Source organism: Stappia indica (genome assembly GCF_020177335.1).
GTDB lineage: Bacteria > Pseudomonadota > Alphaproteobacteria > Rhizobiales > Stappiaceae > Stappia > Stappia indica_B.
On record NZ_JAIVMG010000001.1, the window covers coordinates 688926 to 708562 of the forward strand.

Consider the following 19637-nt stretch of genomic DNA (forward strand, 5'->3'; position numbering starts at 1 on the left):
TTGGGGCGCGTCATTCACAGGTCCGGCGGGGCTTCATCCCTCCCGCCCTTTGGGCGTTTCAGCGGGGTCACCTTATTGTCGGGTTCCAGGCACTGCCGGATCTCATCGAAGTTCAGCGTTTCCTTGGCCTCCAGGGACGCGACCAGACGCTCGACCCGAGGGCGATGCTCGGCAAGAACGCTGAGGGCCTGCGCTTCGGCGTCCTTCAACAAGTCGATGATCGCCGCGTCGACCTGGGCGGCGGTGGCATCGGCGTGGTTGCGCGGCTGGGCGATGGATTGGCCGAGGAAGGGATGATCCTCACTCTGGCGCAGGTCGACCGGCCCCAGTCCCTCGGTCATGCCCCAACGCGCCACCATCGACCGGGCCAGCTCCGTCGCCCGGCGAATATCGTCATCCGCCCCGGAGCTGACGGTGCCGAGCAGCAGCTTTTCAGCGGACCGCCCGGCCAGAAGCGTGACAAGCTGCCCGCGCAGATAGGCCTCATCCAGCGTGTGCCGTTCGCTTTCCATCAGCATATGGGTGCCGCCCAGCGCATGTCCGCGCGGAATGATCGTGACCTTGTACAAGGGATCGGCCCCGGGCGTGAAATAGGCGGCAGCTGTATGACCCGCCTCATGCACGGCAAGGCGGTGCTTTTCCTCCGGCCGGATGGCGAGGGAGCGCACCGTGCCCATCATCACCTTGTCGCGCGCCTCGCCCAGATCCTCGCGGGTGATGCGCTCGCCATTGCGTCGGGCGGCGGTGATCGCCGCCTCGTTGAGCAGGTTCTTCAGATCGGCACCGGAAAACCCGGGCGTGCCCGCCGCCATGACATCCAGATCGCCCGGATCGGCCAGCGGCAGATCCCGGGCATGGATATCGAGGATCGCGCGGCGCGCGTCCTTGTCGGGCAGGTTCAAGGTCACATGACGGTCGAAGCGACCGGGGCGCAACAGCGCGGGATCCAGCACGTCGGGCCGATTGGTGGCCGCCAGCACGACGACCGCCTCGCGCGCGGCGAAGCCATCGAGTTCGGCCAGGATCTGGTTCAGCGTCTGCTCGCGCTCGTCATGCCCGCCGCCAAGCCCGGTGCCGCGCGTGCGCCCGATGCTGTCGAGCTCGTCGATGAAGATGATCGAAGGGGCCGCCTCGCGCGCGGCCTCGAACATCTTACGCACCCGCCCCGCGCCGACCCCCACGAAGATTTCGATGAATTCCGAGCCGGAGGTGGAAAAGAACGGAACATCCGCCTCGCCGGCCAGCGCCTTGGCCAGCAGGGTCTTGCCGGTGCCGGGAGGGCCGACCAGCAGGACACCATGAGGGACCTTGGCGCCGACCCGCTCGAACCGCTGCGGCTCGCGCAGGAAGTCGACCAGTTCCGCCACCTCCTTCTTGGCCTGATCCTGGCCGGCGACATCGCTGAAGGTAACCTTCTCGCGGGTGGCGCTCGGCTTGGAAAAACGCCCGCCCAACAGGCCGCCGGCAAGCCCCCCGTTTCCGCCGGCGATGTTGCCCATCATCCGCCGCTGCAGCCACAGGTAAACCGCAAGAATGACGATCCAGGGCAGGATGTAGGTCAGCAGCGAGACCCCGGCCGGCGCCTCGGCGCGGATCTCCACGTTGTGCTGCTCCAGGAGCGGCAACAATTCCGGATCGCCCTGCGCCGGGGTCACCGCCCGGAACGCCTCGACCTTGGCCGCGTTGGCCTCACCGGTGGTGACAACGATGGCATGTTCCTGCAGATCGGCGGAAACCACCTGACCGTCGCGGATCAGCTTCTTGACCGCGCTGTAGGGAACGGTGCTCGGCCCCGTACGGGTGTCGAACAAGGCGTTGCTGAGCACGGCCATCATCAGGACCGCACTGAACAGCCCCCATATCAGCCATTGCAAGCCGTTGGAGCCGTCGCCGGGTTGTTTTTGTCCGCTGTTGCCCATATTGCCACGCTCGCACCTCAGCTATCGCAGCCTAAACCCTCGCAAATCGCTCGCTCAAGGTCGTTGATGCAGGTCAAGGGCGGCAATCGGGCCCCTTCTGGAAAGACCAGGTTGCGGCATCGGCATTCGGCCTTGTCAGAGGCCGAAGGGGTAGGTTTCGTCTTCGCCCTTGGCGACCTCCGTTGGCAGGGGGACCACGGCGGTGGTTTCGTCGAACCAGACGAAGGCATCATACTGGTCGGGAAGGCAGGCGTAGGAATAGTGGCTCCAGCGTTCGGTTTCCGGACGGTAGATGACACCGATGTACCGCTCCAGCCGTCGGGCGGACAAGGCTTTGCGCAGATCGGCATTCCGATCGGGCCGAAGGTCGAACAGGAAGCGCTCTTCTCCGATTTTGTGGCACAGCTCCTCGTAGCTATCGGCGCGCGAGGGCCGCACCGCCTTGATTTCCATCGGCGCATCCCAATCGGAGGCAGCGGCCACAGTCCCCGAATGGGTCCCGAAGCCGATGAGCACTGCCTCCCGGCCATAAGTCTGACGGCAAAGCTGCCCGAGGTTCAACTCGCCACGCTCGGCCCCCATGTCGGTCGCGCGCGCGTCGCCAATATGCGAGTTATGCGCCCAGACCACCGCCTTGCTGTCGCCGCCCGACCACGCCAGCAGGCGCTGCAGCGTGTCGAACATGTGGTTGTCGCGCAGGTTCCACGAATGGTGCGACCCGTAATACATGATCCGGTAGTAGCGCTCAGCATCGGCGATCAGCCGCGCGTTCTGCGTGGCATCGAAGAAACGCTCGCCATCATGCGGGACATAGGCCAGTTCCTTGCGCAGCATGTCCACCAGGCTTCGCGTCACGGGGTCTTCGCACATGGCATAGCCGCGGCTCAGCGCCGCGCGGCCATAGGCGGCTGGCTCCCGTGCCCAGGGTTCCAGACAGCCATAGCGCTCGCGCGCGATCGCCGCCGCCTTGGGGTCGACCCTGTCGAGATAGGTCAGCACGGCGGCGATGGAGGCGGTCATGTTATAAAGGTCGAGACCATAAAACCCCGCCCGCTCATCCGGCGGTTTGCCCGCGTTGTGGCGCCGCAGGAAGGCAACGAAGCTGTCCACATCCTTGTTGCGCCACATCCAGGTGGGGAAGCGGGTAAAGGGCGGCGTGTGCATCGGCTGGTGCGGCAAGTGGCGCACATGGCGGTCTATTGCGGCGGCATCCGGCCAATCCGCTTCGACGGCGACAATGGTGAAGCCGTGCCGCTCGATCAGGCGCCGGGTGATCGCGGCGCGGGCGCGGTAGAATTCCGAGGTGCCATGGGTGGCTTCGCCGAGCAGCACCACACGGGCATCCGCAAACCGATCGAAGAGAGCCGCGAATTCCGGATCTTCCGGCGCCGGCAAGGGTTCGGCCGCCGCGCGCAACGGATCGACGGCCGTCGGCCGAACGGCAATTTGCCTCTCGGGTTCAAGGTAGTGCTGGAACCAGGCGCCCGCCGCCGCCATCACCTGATCCATCGTGCCCGGCTCCTCAAAAAGATGCCCGGCACCGGGAATGATCTTCAGAAGCTTCTCGCAGGTGAGCGCCGTCAACGCCTTTCGATTGAGCTCAATCACCTGATCGTCATTGCCACCGACGATCAAAAGCGTCGGCGCCCGGACCTGCCCCAGTCGCGGGCCGGCGAGATCGGGGCGCCCGCCGCGCGACACCACCGCAGAAACCCGGTCCTGCATCTCGGCCGCCGCCAGAAGTGCCGCCCCGGCGCCGGTGCTGGCGCCGAACAGACCGAGCGGCAGATCAGCGATATCCGGTTCGGAGGCGATCCAAAGTGCCGTCTCGGCGAGCCGCTCGGCCAGCAGCGGGATGTCGAAGACGTTGCGTCTGTCGCGCGCTTCGTCCGGCGTCAGCAGATCCATCAAGAGTGTCGCGAAGCCTTGCCCGTTAAGGCTTGCGGCGACGGCACGGTTGCGTGGCGACAACCGGCTCGACCCGCTTCCATGGGCGAACAGCACGATGCCACGGGGATTGGCGGGAACCGTCAGATCCGCCGCAAGGCCATGGGGCGGGATCAAGACCGAACGCGCTTCGCCCCCGGATGCCGGAACCTGCGCACTCCACCCCTGGCGCAACAGGCCGATCGTCTCCTCATCGGTGAGTTGATGGAAATCCGCAAAGAACCCGCCCACACCGCGAAAGGCACGCGACGGCGTCAGGCAGACGACATCGTCGGCCAGAGCCGCGATCTCGACCAGCGTTTCCTCCGGCGCGACGGGAATGGCGGCCACGATGCGCGCAGCCCCCTGCCGCCGGATGGCGGCAATCGCGGCTTTCATGGTGGCCCCGGTCGCCAGGCCGTCGTCGACGAGGATCGCCGTCCGTCCCGTGGGGTCAACCCGCTCACGGTCGCCGAGGTAAAGTGCACGGCGCCGCTCCATCTCGGCCAGCTCCTGGGTACGGGCGCGCTCGATATAGGCCTCATCGGCACCCGAGATCCGCCGAACATCCTCATTCAGGATCGTCTGGGGCACCGCGCCTTCGACAACTGCGCCCAGCGCCACTTCGGGATTTGAGGGCGCACCGATCTTGCGGACCATCACAAGATCGAGCGGAGCTTCGAGCGCGCGCGATATCTCCACCGCGACGGGCACCCCGCCACGCGGAAGCGCATAGACCGCCGGGCGGTCCAGCCCCATAGACGCAAGCCGGGCCGCCAGTTGCCTTCCCGCCTCGGCCCGGTTGGTGAACACCCTTTCTCGATCATCCATATCGCAGCAATATCCGATGGAACTGCGGGGCGCATTGATCGCGCGCAATGAGCCGGCCGGACCGCCCTGTCACAAGGAAGAGGCTCCCTTGGGAGTATGTTCGGAACCGCCCCGGAGGATCCCCCTGTGCTTGCAATGACCGTCAGCGAAACCCCCGGCCGCCTGGAACAGGTGGAGCGGGACATTCCCTCCCCAGGCGCGCAGGAGGTTCTCATCCGGGTTCGCGCCTGCGGCGTTTGCCGCACCGACCTGCATGTGGTGGATCGCGAGTTGCCCGGGGTCAGGCCCGGCTTGGTCCCCGGGCACGAGATCGTCGGCACCATCGAACGCATGGGAGCGGATGTGAGCGGACTGTCTGTCGGTGAACGGGTGGGCGTTCCCTGGCTTGGCGAAACCTGTGGCTCCTGCCCCTATTGCCGGATGGGGGCGGAGAACCTGTGCGACGCGCCGGAGTTCACCGGCTACACCCGCAACGGCGGATATGCGGAGTATACCCTGGCCGACAGCCGCTACTGTTTCCCCCTGCCCGACAGCTATGGCGATGCCGAGGCCGCGCCACTTCTTTGCGCGGGGCTGATCGGATACAGGAGCCTGCGCATGGCGGGCGACGGCAACACGCTGGGGATCTACGGCTTTGGCGCAGCGGCGCATATCGTCGCCCAGATCGCGACCTTCGAGGGTCGCCGGATCTTCGCCTTCACGCGGCCGGGCGATACCGCGGCGCAAGAGTTCGCCCGGCGCATGGGGGCGACCTGGGCGGGCGGGTCGGATGAGGCGCCTCCGGCCCCGCTGGATGCTGCAATCATCTTCGCCGCCGCAGGGGAACTCGTGCCGGCAGCGCTCGGCGCGGTGCGCAAGGGGGGAACGGTGGTGTGCGGCGGCATTCACATGAGCGACATCCCGGCATTCCCCTATCGGCTCCTATGGGGCGAGCGCTGCGTGCGATCGGTCGCCAACCTGACGCGGCAGGATGGCGTCGACTTCCTGGCACTGGCGCCGAAAGTCCCTGTTCGCACCGAGGTCACCGAGTTTCCCCTGGTCCGCGCCAACGAGGCGCTGAGCGCCCTGCGCGAGGGCACTCTGTCGGGCGCCGCCGTCCTGATCCCCTGATCCGCCCACCTCGTTGACGGCTGTCAATGAGGCCGCTGCCACAACGGTCCATACTGTCGCTTCATCTCATCATGGAGGATGCGCTGATGGACATACGCAAGGCAATGCATGAGCACGCCGATTGGGTCAGTGCCGATACTCCCGTCTGCGAGGCCGCACGGATGATGCAGAAGGACGACATCGGCGCGATCCCTGTGGGCAAGAACGACAAGCTGATCGGCATGATCACCGACCGGGACATCGCGCTGCGGATCGTGGCTGCGGGACGCGATCCCGAAAAGACCACGGTCGAGGACGTGATGACCAAGGGTATCATCTATTGCCGGACCAACGAGACGGTGGAGGATGCCATCCACCTGATGGACCAGAAGAAGATCCGCCGTCTCCCGGTCATCGACGAAGACAAGCGACTGGTGGGTATGCTCGGTCTTGGTGACATCGCACATGCAGTCAATCACGAGCTGTCGGGCGAGCTTCTGCACGCAGTAGCCGAACACCACGCCTGACGCCACGCCTGACGCCCCGCCTGTCGCCAGCGGAGGTCGGTGAAGCCGTTTGGCGGGCAATCGCCAAGCGGCTCCCTGCGGTCGCGCCCTGACGACGGCTGTTTCACGCCGTTCAGCGATCGCGTGCGTCCATTTCCCCTTCGTCCGCCTCGGCGGCGAGGGCCTCAATGTTGCGGATCTCAATCAGGTCCGGGCGCAGGATTGCGATTTTTCCGTCATCGGCCAGAGCGTGATAGGCGCGGCTGATGGATTCAGGGCGCGCGCCCAGGAGATTGGCCTGATCGGCCCGGCTGATCGGTATCTTCACCTCAAACGTGCCGTGTCCGAAACTCTTGACGGCGGAAACGCCGCCGAACCGGGAGCAGAGCGCCAGAAGAAAGCCCGCCAGGCGACCCCGCACCTTCGGGATTGCCAGAATGGCCATCCAGTCGCGGGCCCGCTCCAGTTCGCTGCGCAGGTTCACGAGAACGCCCTGGCCCAGAGCCGGAGAGCGTAGGACAAGCGTCTTGAAAGGTTCACGCTGGAAGGCGCAGACCTCGGCATCACTGGCCGCTTCGATGGAGACCGCCAGGGACCCGCCGTCCATGCTCCCGAAGATATCTCCCTCGAACAAAAGCCCCACGATGTGCTGACGGCCATCGCCCAGGGTCTTTTGCATCCGCAGGATTCCTTTGACGACGCAGCAGATGCGGTCGGGCGCTTCCCCCTCACGCGCAACGGTTTCTCCCGCACGGAAACTCTTGCGCCGGCAGATCGCCGCCAACTCCTGCAAGGTCTCCGCCGGCACGTTCGCCAGCCACGGCACCTGCGCCAGCCCGCAGCCCACGCAAGAATGAAGGATCCCGCCCCGTTCCCGAACCATCGCACCCTCGACCGGCGCTGCAACAAAATTACCTTAGGCGCAACATATTGGCATGTTTTCCCATTCCCGGATCGACATAATACCACAGCGGGTAAAATTGTTCGGCGCGTCATCTCGATCCTGCACTTCGCGCCCGCTCGATCGACTCTCACAATCCTCTGAGGATGCAAGAAGATTCATTTCCCGTTTGCAGCGAACAGCCTGAAATGCGTATTATCAAGACTGTGGCGAGGCCCAAGGCATATGCATTTTTGGGAGTAACCGCGCACCCTGAACGTACGTCCGGGTGCCGAAGCCGTTCGACGAGCAGGCAGGCGATCGGGCAGTCGGATCGAGGCAATCGCCACAGATTGCGAATAGGCGAACGACTGGATGCGCGCGGTGCCCGGTCGCCCGACTGTCCCGTTCAGCCTCGTGGATGGCCCTGAGCTGAAGAGATGGCACGTCCTTCGCCAGGCCGCACGGGCGGAGCACGTGGAACAGTCCAGACGCACCATATCAGCGCCCTTCGCGGAAGGAGAGCGGATATGCCCCAAACCGTTGGCCGGCCCATCCCCGACAGGTGCCTCCACTGTGCGCTGCGCGGTGCCTCCCTGTGTGATCTCATCGACGCCGCCGACCTGCCGGGAGCCCGGCCGGTTCGATTGCGCCGAATTGCACGCAACGGTCTGGTGTTCGAACAAGGCAAGCAGCATGGCACCATCGGCGTGCTCCGCCGGGGCTACCTGCGCAAGGAAAGATTGAACCGGGTCGGGCGGCGTACGGTGTTCGACCTGGCCGTGCCGGGGGACATCATCGGCGAGCTTCCGGGACACAGCCTCACCTATTCACTGGAGGCGGCGACGGATGCGGAGATCTGCTTATTCGACGACCAGACCGTACGGCGCATGATGGCAACAGACGGACAGTTCCGCCTTGGCCTGCTGCAAGCGACAGCCGACCAGCTTGCACGTCTGCAAGAGACAATCTGGCAACGCGGTGCGCTGACCTGCCGCGAACGGATCCTGGCGTTTCTTGCTTTGTCCGTCAGGGCCATGCCTACCGTCCCAGGGCCCGACGGCAGCATTGTCGTCACCATTGAGCTTGCCCGAAAGGACTGGGCGGCCCTGTCCAACACCACGGTTGAATCGATCAGCCGTGTGATGAGCCAGCTTTCGGAAAAGGGGCTGGTCAAGCCCCTTGCCCCCGACCGCTATTGGATCGCAGACCCGGCATGTCTGATCCGCCTTGCCGGCATGGACCCAAGAGCGGACTGCGCCCCACCGCAGGCCGCCATGGCCGCGCGGCGCCACAACAGGCGAGATATCGCCGCCTGATTGACAGCCATCAATGCAATAAATCCAGGCCGATCTAGTGTCGTTCCCGTTGTCAATACCACGCCATGCAGCACAGGCGTCGATGAAGGGAGGTCGAAGGATGTCCGCCAAACCGTCGAATATTGAGGTCAAGCGTGAGCCGACAGCATCCGCTCCCACTCAGGCTGAAGGCTGGACTCCGCTCATGTCGTTGCGAGGCGAAATCGATCGGTTGTTCGACGATTTCGGAGCAGGTTTGTGGCACAGGCCGTTTTCGCGCCGGCTCCACGACCTTTTTCCCGCAGCAGACACTTGGGCGGTGATCCCGGCAATGGAACTGGCCGATTGCGATGGCGACTACCGGATCACGGCGGAGCTTCCTGGCCTCATGCCCGAAGACGTCGAGATCAAACTGGCCAACGGCTCGATCGTGATCCGGGGCGAAAAGTCGGAGGAAAAGAAAGAAGAGAAGGAGAACTACCTGCTCAAGGAACGTCGCTATGGCAGTTTCCATCGTAGTCTTCCCCTTCCTCCGGGCGTTGACGTGGATGGCATCTCCGCAAGCGTCTCCAATGGCGTCCTGACCGTGACGCTGCCCAAGAGCGCGGAAGCGAAGCAGCAGGAGCGCAAAATCAAGGTGAACGCGGCCTGATTGGCAGGCTCGGTCTTCAGATGCTGCTGGCGATGGCACTCCCGCGCCCCGACGACAGTCTTTCCTCGCGGGACCGTCAGGTTCTGTCGCCAGCACCAGGCGGTGAAGGCTATCGGATGCGCGTCCGGGCTGGCGCCCCTTGCAGCGTCACTCTTCGCAACACCAGCGGGACATGCACTTCATCTCCAGCACAACCGATTGACATTCATCAATGCGAATACTCCGCACCTCCGATATCTATCCTGAAAACGGCAGTGGCTGAGGTGAGAGAGGTTTGCCTGCGTCCCGTTGTCCCCCTCCCGCAAGCGAAGCAGGGCCGCCCTTTGGCATGGCTGTCCCCCCGTTCGGGTTCCATCGTGTGGCAACTGGCCTCCTCCGGCCGCCGGGCGCGTTTCGTGTGCCCACCGGTTTCAAGAGGCGCCTTGCTCCGTCGCGGGAACCATGGCCGCAGATGCGACACACTGGTGTCGTAAGCTGTCAATCGCGCGCGCCGGTATTGGCGAGGCGATGGGTTGCGTGCTGGAGGGCCGATCGCATTCCGGATCGAACATCGCGGTTCCCGATGACCGATCCACATGCGGCGTTCGCACGATGGCCACCACGGCGCGACGGCACGGCGAGGACCGTTGGAACTTGGGGGGAAACATGATCAGTCGGATACCGGGAGGAAGACATGACCGTAAACAGAGCGCGGAAAACGGCCCAGCCGCCCGGGAGCGACCATGCCGCCGCCCAGTTACGTGCGCTGATCTATCCTCAGACCGACTACCAGCCCAAACCGGATAGCGGAGCAGGGCCAGAGCATCCGCACGAAAACCTTGATCGCACGGTGCGGGCGACCGCAGCCCGGCTGACCGGCGGCGTGTCTCCCCATGCGTTCATTGAGGCCTGGAGCGATTGGACACTGCATATGGCCCGCTCTCCCGGACGGCAGCTTGAGCTGATTGAGCACGCCCAGGAGAACGTATTCAAGCTGACAAACTATCTTCTGAACATCGATGACGCTGCCGAACCGCCCTTTGCGCCCAAGGCTCATGACCATCGCTTCGCACACGCCGGTTGGAACAGGGCGCCATTTGAAATCTGGGCACAAGGCTTTCTCGCCGCACAGGATTGGTGGGACTACGCGACGGATCACCTGCGCGGCCTCAGGCCCGACGATGCGGATCGGACCCGCTTCATGATGCGGCAGATGCTGGACCTGATGTCACCATCGAATTTCCCGGCGCTGAACCCGGAGATCATCGAGGCAACCGTTCAGACCAGGGGCCGGAACCTGAGCGAAGGCGCGGCTCATTTCGCCCACGATTACCTGCATACGCTGACGCAGGCGCACATCCCCGCCCCTCCGGGGTACCAAATCGGCAAGGATCTGGCCTGCACCCCGGGCGAGGTGGTGTTCCGCAACGATCTGTTCGAGCTGATCCAGTATGCGCCACAGAGCGAGACGGTGCAGGCCGAACCGATCCTGATCGTCCCCGCCTGGATCATGAAGTATTACATTCTCGATCTGTCACCAAGAAACTCGATGGTGAAATACCTCGTCAACCAGGGCTTCACCGTGTTCGTGATCTCGTGGTGCAATCCCACCGCCGAACAGGCCGCTCTCTCTCTGGAGGACTACCGCAAACACGGGGTCATGGAGGCGCTCAATGCCATCGGTGCGATCGTGCCGGGAGAAAAGGTGCAGGCGGTCGGCTATTGCCTTGGCGGCACCATCCTCGCCATCGCCGCGGCCACCATGGCGCGCGACGGCGATGACCGGCTGGCCTCGATCACGCTGATGGCGGCCCAGGTCGACTTCGCCGAAGCCGGCGAGTTGCTGCTGTTTCTCGACGAAAGCCAGGTGGCTTTCCTTGAGGACATGATGTGGGATCAGGGCTATCTCGACCGCCCGCAGATGGCCCGCGCCTTCGCGACCATCCGCGCCGAGGACCTGATCTACTCCCGTGCCGTGCGACGCTATTTTCTGGGGCAGGAAGACGCGCCGACCGATATGGGCGTGTGGTATGCCGACACCACGCGCATGCCTGCGCGCATGCATTCGGAGTATCTGCGTGGCCTGTTCCTGGAAAACCGGCTCTCGGCGGGGCGTTTCGCAGTCGAAGGCCAGGTGATTGCCCTGAAGGATATCCAGGCGCCGATGTTCGTGGTCGGCACGGAGGCCGACCATATTGCCCCATGGAGATCGGTCTACAAGACCAAGCTGTTCACCGACAACGATTTGACATTCGTGCTGACCAACAGCGGCCACAATGGCGGCATCCTCAGCGAGCCGGGCCATGCCGGGCGTCACTATCGCATTTCGCCTCGCCCAGCCGGCGCGCTTTATATGGGCCCCGACGCATGGCTCGCCCGACATGCGCCAAGACAAGGCTCCTGGTGGGGGGAATGGTCACAGTGGCTGATGGACAACAGCAGTGGCAAGACGAGCGCCCCGGCCATGGGCGCCCCGGAGTTGGGCTATCCCCCGATCACGGCAGCACCCGGCACCTATATTCACCAAACGTAAGGTCCAGAAAGCACTTTCCCTTTGATTTAGAACATGTTCCGGTTCGAATATCACACATATGTTGGGGCAAGGCACTGAGGCGCCCTCCCCACTGGCGCGGCACGAACCGGAAGGAAAGAAGATGCCCGATCCACGACTGACCTTCCATGGTGCCGCGCGGGCCGTCACCGGTTCCTGCTTCCGGCTGGAGACCGATCACGGCCAGATCCTCATTGATTGCGGGTTGTTCCAGGGCGCCAAGACCGAAAAGGAACTGAACTACCGCCCCTTTCCCTTTGAGCCGGACAAGATTACCGCGGTGATCCTCAGCCACGCGCATATCGACCATTCCGGCCTTTTGCCCAAGCTGGTGCGCCACGGGTTCAAGGGTCCGATTCACGCCACCCAGGCAACCGCCGATCTGGCCGGGGTGATGCTGCCGGACAGCGCCCATATCCAGGAATATGAGGTCCAGCAGTTCAACCGCCGCGCCGCCCGCCGCAATCGCGGTCAGGTCTCGCCGATCTATACCGGCGCCGATGCGGCGGCCTGCCTCATGCAGTTCCGCGCGCATGACTACGACACCTGGTTCGCGGTCCTGCCCGGCGTGCGCGCCCGGTTCTGGAATGCAGGGCATCTGCTCGGCTCGGCCTCGGTCGAAATCGAGGTGGCACAGGAGGGCACCCCGGAGCCGATGCGGCTTCTGTTCTCCGCCGATATCGGGCCGGACTACAAGCTGATGCATCCCGATCCGGAAGGCCCGAGCGGGATCGACTATCTGATCTGCGAATCCACCTATGGCGACCGCGACCGCATCGACGCCACCGCCGAACGCCGCCGCGAACTCTTGTGCGAGGAAGTGCGCGCGGCAACCAACCCCAATGGTGCGCTGCTGATCCCCTCCTTCGCGGTGGAACGCGCACAGGAGTTGATCAGCGACCTCAGCCGCCTGATCGCCGAAAGCAGGTTGCCGCCGATCCCGATCTATGTGGACAGTCCGCTCGCCACCCGGGCGACGGAAGTCTTTGCCAAGCACAACAAGGAACTGGAAGAAGGGGCGGTGCTGATGCGCGGCCTCGCGTCCCGGCACCTGCACTTCACCGAAACCCGGGAACAGAGCATCGCTCTGGACCACGTGCGCGGCTTTCACATCGTCATTGCCGCCTCCGGCATGTGCGATGCGGGGCGCATCCGTCACCGGCTGAAGAACTGGCTGTGGCGCGATGAAGCGACCGTGCTGTTCACCGGCTTCCAGGCCGAAGGCACGCTGGGGCGCATTCTGCAGAACGGGGCGCGCTCGGTGCGCATTCAGGGCGAGGAGTTCAAGGTGCGGGCACGGATACGCTCGCTCGACCTTTATTCCGGCCATGCCGATGGCACCGAACTGGTCGACTGGATCAAGGCCCGCCTGCCGCTGCGCCACGACCTGTTTCTGGTGCACGGAGAAGAAGCGGCGATTGACGGGCTGGCGGCACGGCTGGCAGGGATCGTCGATCTCGGCCATGTGCTGCGGCCAGTGCTCGATGAGAGCTTTGTCTTGACGCGAACGGGCGTCGAGCGTCTCTCCGTCCCCACGCCGCCGCGCCTCGGTCCGGAAAAGATCGCGCGGCTCGACTGGCACAACGACGTGTCGCGGCTCATTCTGGATATCAACGATGCCCTGGCCGGCGCTGCGGACGAGCGCTCGCGCGATGTCCTGATCCGACGCCTGCAACGCGCACTACAGGACGACGAGGCCGACGAGAACTGACGGCCCGCCGAAACGCGGATCGTTGCCGGCGGAACAATACCGGGGCGGGAAACCCCTCGCGTTGTTCCGCCGACCTTGATCAGAGCAGTGCCCCGGCGCGCGGCTCACGCGGCAGCGATCACCGGAGCGTTGCGCATCATCCGTTTGACATAAGTGCCGACCTGGCATTCTTCGGTCATGCCGATGCCGCCATGAAGCTGGATCGCCTCCTCCCCCACCTTCTGACCTGCGGCACGTGCCTTGCTCCACGCGGCGGATGCCAGACGGGCGCTGTCCTCATGGTTCTGGCTGGCGGCCATGGCCGCCGCCATCACCAGAGCGCGGGTTTCCTCCAGGGCGATCGACATATCCACCAGACGGTGCTGCAGCGCCTGGAAGGCGGACAGCGCCCGGCCGAACTGGTTGCGGGTCTTGGTGTACTCCAGCGTCTGATCGAACAACTGTCGCATGGCGCCCAGATGATCGGCGGCGGCCGTCACCTCGGCGGCGACGCGCAGGCGCGCCGCCAGATCCGCGGAGACCGGGACGCCGGCATGAGCGGACGGCAGAACGGCGACCTCGGCCATCCGGCGGCCGTCGATCCAGCTTTCCTCCGACACAGGCGCCGGCAGGTCGCCAGCCTCGATCAGCGCAAGCACCTGCCCCTCGCCCGCCGGCAACAGGGCCAGATAGACATCGGCCTCAAGATCCTGCGGCTTGCGCAGCACGCAAGCGCCCTCCGCCGTGGTCGTGCCGGTCCCGGCGAGCATGCAGAAGCTGCGCTCGCCGCCAAGAAAGGCATCGAGCGGTGCGCTGTCGCCGGCTTCGGCAAGCGCGCCGAGCGCAATGGCCGGAAGCACCGCGAAAGACTGCCAGAGGATCGGTGAGAGCGCCGCGCCGAAGCTTTCGGCGATCAGGAACGGCCCATTGAGGCCGAGGCCGAAACCGCCCTGATCCTCGGGAACAGAGGCGCAATGCCAACCCATTTCCCGGCTGTGCGCCCATTGCCGGTCCGCGTCCCAGCCGACCGCCTGTTCTTCGAAACGGGCCAGACTGTCGGCCAGCATCCGCTCGGTGTCGTTCAGTTCGAAGTCCATCTTCGCCTCCTCAGATGCCGAGCACGACCTTGGCCATGACATTGCGCTGGATCTCGTTCGAGCCGCCCCAGATCGTCAGCTTGCGCAGGTTCAGCCAGGTTTCCTCGGCGTTGTGCAGAATGTCGGGAAGCGGCGCCGCCCAGGCGCGGGCCATATCGAGCCGCAACAGCGAGATGGCTTGCGCAATCTCGGTTCCCCGGATCTTCAGGGCCGAGGTGCGCGGGCCCGGGTTCTGGCCCGCATTCATGGTGGAGAGCAGGCGCAGCTCCAGATATTCCAGCGCCAGAAGCTCCACATCGAGTTGCCGGAACCGTTCTGCGAACCGGCCATCGTCGAGCGCCCGCAAGGCATCGAGATCGCGGCGCGAGCGGGACGAGCCGGACATGATGAAGCGCTCATGCTCCAAGAGGACCTTCGCATAGGTCCAGCCCTGCCCTTCCGCGCCGATCAGGTTCTCTGCCGGCACCCGCACATTGTCGAGGAACACCTCGTTGATCTCGGTGTCGCCGTCGATGGTGCGGATCGGGCGAATGGTGATGCCCGGTGTCTTCATGTCGATCAGCAGGAAACTGATACCCGCCTGCGGCTTCACCGTCAGGTCGGTCTTGACCAGGCAGAACATCCAATCGGCCCATTGCGCCCAGGTCGTCCAGGTCTTCTGGCCGTTGACCACATAGGCATCGCCATCGCGCACGGCGGTCGTCCGCAGGCTGGCAAGATCGGATCCGGCACCCGGCTCGGAATAGCCCTGACACCACCACGCCTTGTTCTGGCGGATATCGGGCAGAAACCGGTTCTTCTGCGCCGCGTTGCCATAGGTGTAGAGGATCGGTCCGACCATGGTGATGCCGAACTGAACCGGCGGCGGCGCATAGGTTGCGCCATAGGCCTGCTCGAACAGATAGCGCTGGGTGGGCGTGAAGCCCGGCCCGCCGAATTCCGCCGGCCAGCCGGCGGCCAGCCAGTTGTGCCGCGCCAGAACATCCTGCCAGGCGAGATGCTCGGCCCGCTCCAGGATTTCGTTGCGCCGCACCCTGGCGGCGATCGCCGGATCGAGTTCGGCGGACAAGGTCGCTTTCACGTGGTCGAAAAACGCCCGGTCCTCGGGCGAAAAGGCCAAATCCATCAGGTATTCTCCTGTTCGCGGCTCTTGGCGAGGATCGCATCCACATGCGCACGGTCACCGCCGAGGGCGGGCGCCGACGCCTGCTGCCCACGCGGGGAGCCGGAAAAGACGACGGGTTGTTCGGGCAGGTCGAGCGGACCGGCGGCGGTCGCGACCTGACGGGTGAGAAGGTTGCGCGCCGCGACCTGCGGGCTCGCCGCCGCTTCCGCGACATCCCAGATCGGCGCGGCGGGGATGCCGTGCTCTTCCAGCCGGGCAATGACCTCGGCGGCGGAGAAGGCGCCTGCCCATCCTTCGAGGATCTCGCGCAGCGCCGGTTCGTTGGCACGCCGGTTCTGATCGCTGTCAAAGCGCGGATCGTCGGGCAAGTCCGGGCGGCCGATCAGCTCCGCCAGGCGCTGAAACAGCGGACGGTTGGCCACGGCGAGGATGAAATAGCCGTCGCCGGCGCGATAGGCGCCGAACGGCGCGGACAAGGGGTGGATCGCACCGGAGCGTTGCGGCGCCTCCCCCGTCGACTGAAGCTGCGACAGCGCGGTGGGCAGGAGCGAGAACAGGCTGTCGAACATCGCGACATCGATGCGCTCGCCCTGCCCTGTCCGCTCACGCTTGAACAGCGCGGCGCAGATCGCCCAGGCGGCATAGATGCCCGGCACCGTGTCACCGATGGAATCCCCGGCGAAGACGGGCGACCCGTCCGGCTCGCCGGTCACGCTCATGAAGCCGCTCATGGCCTGCGCGACAACATCATAGCTTGGCGCCCGCGCCAGCGGCCCGTCCTGACCGAAGCCGGAAATCGAGCAGTAGATCAGATCGGGACGCAGGGCCGACAGGGTTTCATGGTCGAGCCCCAGCCGCGCGGCGACGCCGGGGCGGAAGTTCTCCACCACCACATCGCAGGAGGGCAGCAGCCGGCGCACGATCTCCTGATCGGCTTCGGACTTGAGGTCGAGGCACAGGCTTTTCTTGTTGCGGTTGATCAGCTCGAAATTGATCGAGTGGCCATTGCGAACGGCACCCATATGCCGCTGGTCATCACCCGAAGCGCTTTCGATCTTGATGACATCGGCGCCGATATCGGCAAGCAACGCGGTACAGAAGGGGCCGGCCAGAACGCGGGTGAAGTCGAGAATCCTCACCCCGTCCAGCGGACGGCCGGAAGCGGTCGACATGTCTGTCTCCTTAGACGAGGGCCAGCATCAGGCCGGGGAACAGCAGGAAGATCACGATGCGCAGCACGTCGACGAGCACGAAGGGCGTCAGACCGGCATAGATCTGCCTGAGCTTCAGGTCGGGCCGCATGCCATGCAGCACGAAGATGTTGATGCCCACCGGCGGCGTGATCATGCCGATCTCGATGATCATCACATTCATGATGCCCCACCAGACCGGATCGTAGCCGAGCTGGCCGACCACCAGCGGGAAGACGAAGGGCATGGTCAGGATCATCGCGGCCATGGCGTCGAACAGGCAGCCGAGCAGGATGTAGAGCAGGATCACCACCGAGACGATCAACAGCGGCGGCAGGTCGAGACCGCCGACCCAATCGACCGTCGCGGCCGGCAGGCCGGAAAGCGTGAGGAAGCTCTTGTAGATCTCCGCCCCGATCAGGATCAGGTAGATCATGCCGATGTTGGAGGCCGCGCGGATCAGCGTCTGGATGAAGTTCTCACGGGTCAGCCGGCGGCGAACCAGGCAGGTCACCAGCACCATAAGCACGCCGATGGCCGCTCCCTCGTTGACGGTGAAAATGCCGGAATAGATGCCGCCGAGCATCACGCCGGCGACCATCAGCGTCAGCCGGGCCTGTCCGGTGGCACGCGCCCGCTCGCCCCAGGTGGAGCGCGGCAGGGCCTCGCCGTCCTGCGGATTGCGCAAGAGGACCAGACGGATCGCCACGAAGTAGAGAAGCACGGCCACAATCGAGGGAACGATCGCCGCCCGGAACAGGTCAAGCACGCTCTGCTGGGTGAGAATGGCGTAGACGACCATGATCACGGAGGGCGGAATGAGCGAGCCGAGCGTGCCGCCACCGGCGATGGAGCCGGCAATCAGCGCGTTGGAATAGCCGCGCTTGCGCATTTCCGGCAAGGCAACCTGCACCATCGTTGCCGTGGTGGCGACGGACGAGCCGCAGATCGCCCCGAAGATCGCGCTGGTACCGACGGTGGTCAGGGCGAGACCGCCACGAAAGTGGCCGATCCAGGCATGAGAGAGGCGGTAGATCTCCTTCGACAGGCCAGCAATGATCGCGAAACCGCCCATCAGGATGAACAGCGGAATGACGATCAGTTCCTGCGAGGAAAGAGCCTGCACGGTGGCGGTGCCGAACAGGGAGAAGACGGAAGCCTGGGCATCGAGGAACAGGGTTCCGAGGACGCCGACCGCAGCCATGGCGGCGGCGATGGGGACATTGAGCAGGATGACCGCAAGCAGCGCGGCCAAGCCCAGAAGGCCGATCAGGACAGGAGACATGGGCTACTCGATCTCGCTAACGCTGGGCGGAAGGGTGGGCGGTTCGACCTTTGCGAAGACCACCGCCACCTGCCGGAGGGCCACGACCGTCTGAATGACGACGCCGAGCCAGAGACAGACACAGGTGATGGCGAAGGCCGGCCAGCGGGGGATTTCCAAGAGCCAGGTCGTTTCGCCCGAGTGCCAGAGGTCGAGCGCGTATTCGCTCGTCCACCAGGCCATCAGGCCAAACATCGCCAGCAGCATGCCGGCCCCGAACGCCTCGAAGGCTTCCCGGAAGCGCCAGGGAAAGTTTTGGGTGAGGAAGCGCACGGTGATCGCCGAGCGGGTGACCAGCATCGCCGGGAAACAGGCCGCGACGGCGACGATCCCCAGCGGTGCGTAAAGGTCGGACAGCCCGTCGAACCCATGTTCCAGCAGCCACATGTCCAGATGTGGCCAACTGTCCCGCAGGGCGAGGACGGCGCTCGAACGCAGCAACACATCGAGCAGAACCAGAGCCGTCACCGCCAGCAAGGCGGTCAGGCCGACCACCGCGATCGCGTTGGCCAGCCTCACCAGGAGTGGTTCGCCTCTCACTTGCCGAGCGCGGCATGCGCCGCCGCGAGAATGTCGGCATTCTTGTCCGACCGCGCGAGCCACTGCTTCTCGACCTGCTTCAGCACGGTCTTGGCCTTGGTCAGGTCACTCTCGGACAACTCGATGAAGTGGTGGGCGTCCGAGGCTTCCAGCCGCGCCACGACATCGGCGGTCTGGCCATCCATGTTCTTGCCGAGTTCCGTCGTGTACCACTCGCCCTTGAGCTGATCGATGGCGGCCTTGGCCTTGGGCGGCAGCGCCTCATAGCTGTCTTCCGACAAACCGAACAGCACGGCGAACGCGCCGAGCGGCAGATTGGTGACGTGATAGGTCAGAAGATCGCCGACGCCGAAGTTGTAGAGGTTGCCGGTGTCCACCAGCGCGCCGTCGATCAGGCTGCGGCTGACGTTTTCGGCAAGCGCCGTGGCGGGGATGTTGGAGACCGGCACCGCGCCGAGGCGGGCAACGATCTGCGCCTGCATCTGGCCGGAGATCCGCAGCTTCTTGCCGCGCAGATCGGCCAGGCTCTTGATCGGCTCGGCGAGATGAATGAAGTACGGGCCGGACTGCAACATGCCGAGCGGGATCAACCCGTCCATCCCGTCGATCAACCCCTGCTCGATCAGGGCGAGGCTGGCGAGGGCGCCGTCGGAATTGCTGGAGGTCAGGCCCGGCAGTTCGAACACGTCAAGACCGGTAATGCGGCCCGGGGTATAGGGCAGCGGAATCTCGGCGATATCGGCGACACCGTCCTGCACCAGCTTGAGCTGGACCTCGCCGCCGGAGACAAGCGAACCGCCCGGATAAAGCTCGATTTTCAAGGTGCCGTCGGACAGTTCAGCCGCCTTGTCGATCAACGCCTTGGCCGACAGGGCATTGTTGACCGTCGTCGCCGGCAGGAAGGAGGAATATTTCAGCGTCGCCTGCTCCTCGGCAATGGCCGGAGTGGCCAGTGTGAGTGCCGCGGCCGCGATGAGGCTTCCCAGTTTCAGTTTGCGCAGTGCCAGCATGGTGTTCCCCTTGTGCTGTTTATTGGTGG

Annotated in this window: 15 protein-coding genes; 6 read left to right on the forward strand and 9 right to left on the reverse strand. The window is 64.8% G+C overall.

The features are described from left to right. Positions 1 to 14: 14 nt before the first annotated feature. Together ftsH and LC062_RS03085 are read right to left on the reverse strand one after the other, a co-directional pair. Complete coding sequence (gene ftsH / locus LC062_RS03080; RefSeq protein WP_224909541.1) at positions 15 to 1919, reverse strand: ATP-dependent zinc metalloprotease FtsH; 1905 nt, start codon at positions 1917 to 1919, stop codon at positions 15 to 17. Positions 1920 to 2054: 135 nt separating this feature from the next. Next, positions 2055 to 4676 (reverse strand): erythromycin esterase family protein, encoded by a 2622-nt coding sequence (locus LC062_RS03085; protein ID WP_224909542.1) that lies wholly within the window; start codon positions 4674 to 4676, stop codon positions 2055 to 2057. Between the two features lie 126 nt (positions 4677 to 4802). Here LC062_RS03085 and LC062_RS03090 point away from each other — a divergent pair, with 126 nt between their 5' ends. Together LC062_RS03090 and LC062_RS03095 are read left to right on the forward strand one after the other, a co-directional pair. Further along, positions 4803 to 5786, forward strand: coding sequence for a zinc-dependent alcohol dehydrogenase family protein (locus LC062_RS03090; protein WP_404829667.1), 984 nt, complete (start codon positions 4803 to 4805; stop codon positions 5784 to 5786). 86 nt (positions 5787 to 5872) lie between these two features. Continuing rightward, on the forward strand, positions 5873 to 6292 hold the full coding sequence (locus LC062_RS03095; RefSeq protein ID WP_224909543.1) for a CBS domain-containing protein: 420 nt from the start codon (positions 5873 to 5875) through the stop codon (positions 6290 to 6292). Between the two features lie 112 nt (positions 6293 to 6404). Here the strand turns inward: LC062_RS03095 and LC062_RS03100 are convergent, their stop codons facing one another. After that, positions 6405 to 7154 carry a Crp/Fnr family transcriptional regulator gene (locus LC062_RS03100; protein WP_224909544.1) on the reverse strand — a complete coding sequence of 250 codons (750 nt, stop codon included), beginning with the start codon at positions 7152 to 7154 and terminating at the stop codon, positions 6405 to 6407. Positions 7155 to 7681: 527 nt separating this feature from the next. On the opposite strand from LC062_RS03100, the gene LC062_RS03105 reads away from it, so the two are divergent. The 4 genes from LC062_RS03105 (at position 7682) to LC062_RS03120 (ending at position 13342) form a co-directional block, all read left to right on the forward strand. After that, a complete protein-coding gene (locus LC062_RS03105; protein WP_224909545.1) occupies positions 7682 to 8470 on the forward strand; it encodes a Crp/Fnr family transcriptional regulator in 789 nt (262 codons plus the stop codon). A gap of 100 nt (positions 8471 to 8570) precedes the next feature. Beyond that, entirely contained in the window at positions 8571 to 9101 is a 531-nt protein-coding gene (locus LC062_RS03110) for an Hsp20/alpha crystallin family protein (RefSeq protein WP_224909546.1), read from the forward strand. A 673-nt stretch (positions 9102 to 9774) separates the two neighbouring features. Next, positions 9775 to 11613, forward strand: a complete 1839-nt coding sequence (locus LC062_RS03115) for a PHA/PHB synthase family protein (RefSeq protein ID WP_224909547.1) — start codon at positions 9775 to 9777, stop codon at positions 11611 to 11613. Positions 11614 to 11734: 121 nt separating this feature from the next. Continuing rightward, entirely contained in the window at positions 11735 to 13342 is a 1608-nt protein-coding gene (locus tag LC062_RS03120; RefSeq protein ID WP_224909548.1) for an MBL fold metallo-hydrolase RNA specificity domain-containing protein, read from the forward strand. Between the two features lie 104 nt (positions 13343 to 13446). Here LC062_RS03120 and LC062_RS03125 read toward each other — a convergent pair whose 3' ends face one another. The 6 genes from LC062_RS03125 to LC062_RS03150 are packed head-to-tail and all read right to left on the reverse strand — an operon-like array spanning position 13447 to position 19608. Further along, the gene (locus LC062_RS03125) at positions 13447 to 14418 is read right to left on the reverse strand and encodes an acyl-CoA dehydrogenase family protein (RefSeq protein WP_224909549.1); all 972 of its coding nucleotides are present in this window, start codon (positions 14416 to 14418) and stop codon (positions 13447 to 13449) included. A 10-nt stretch (positions 14419 to 14428) separates the two neighbouring features. Continuing rightward, a complete protein-coding gene (locus LC062_RS03130) occupies positions 14429 to 15544 on the reverse strand; it encodes an acyl-CoA dehydrogenase family protein (RefSeq protein ID WP_224909550.1) in 1116 nt (371 codons plus the stop codon). After that, entirely contained in the window at positions 15544 to 16716 is a 1173-nt protein-coding gene (locus LC062_RS03135) for a CaiB/BaiF CoA transferase family protein (RefSeq protein ID WP_224909551.1), read from the reverse strand. Before LC062_RS03135 ends, LC062_RS03130 begins: the two co-directional genes overlap by 1 nt. Positions 16717 to 16726: 10 nt before the next feature. Beyond that, positions 16727 to 18019, reverse strand: coding sequence for a TRAP transporter large permease (locus LC062_RS03140; protein WP_224909552.1), 1293 nt, complete (start codon positions 18017 to 18019; stop codon positions 16727 to 16729). A 3-nt stretch (positions 18020 to 18022) separates the two neighbouring features. Continuing rightward, a complete protein-coding gene (locus LC062_RS03145; RefSeq protein WP_224909553.1) occupies positions 18023 to 18577 on the reverse strand; it encodes a TRAP transporter small permease in 555 nt (184 codons plus the stop codon). A gap of 17 nt (positions 18578 to 18594) precedes the next feature. Further along, a complete protein-coding gene (locus LC062_RS03150) occupies positions 18595 to 19608 on the reverse strand; it encodes a type 2 periplasmic-binding domain-containing protein (protein ID WP_224909554.1) in 1014 nt (337 codons plus the stop codon). Between the last annotated feature and the right edge of the window lie 29 nt (positions 19609 to 19637).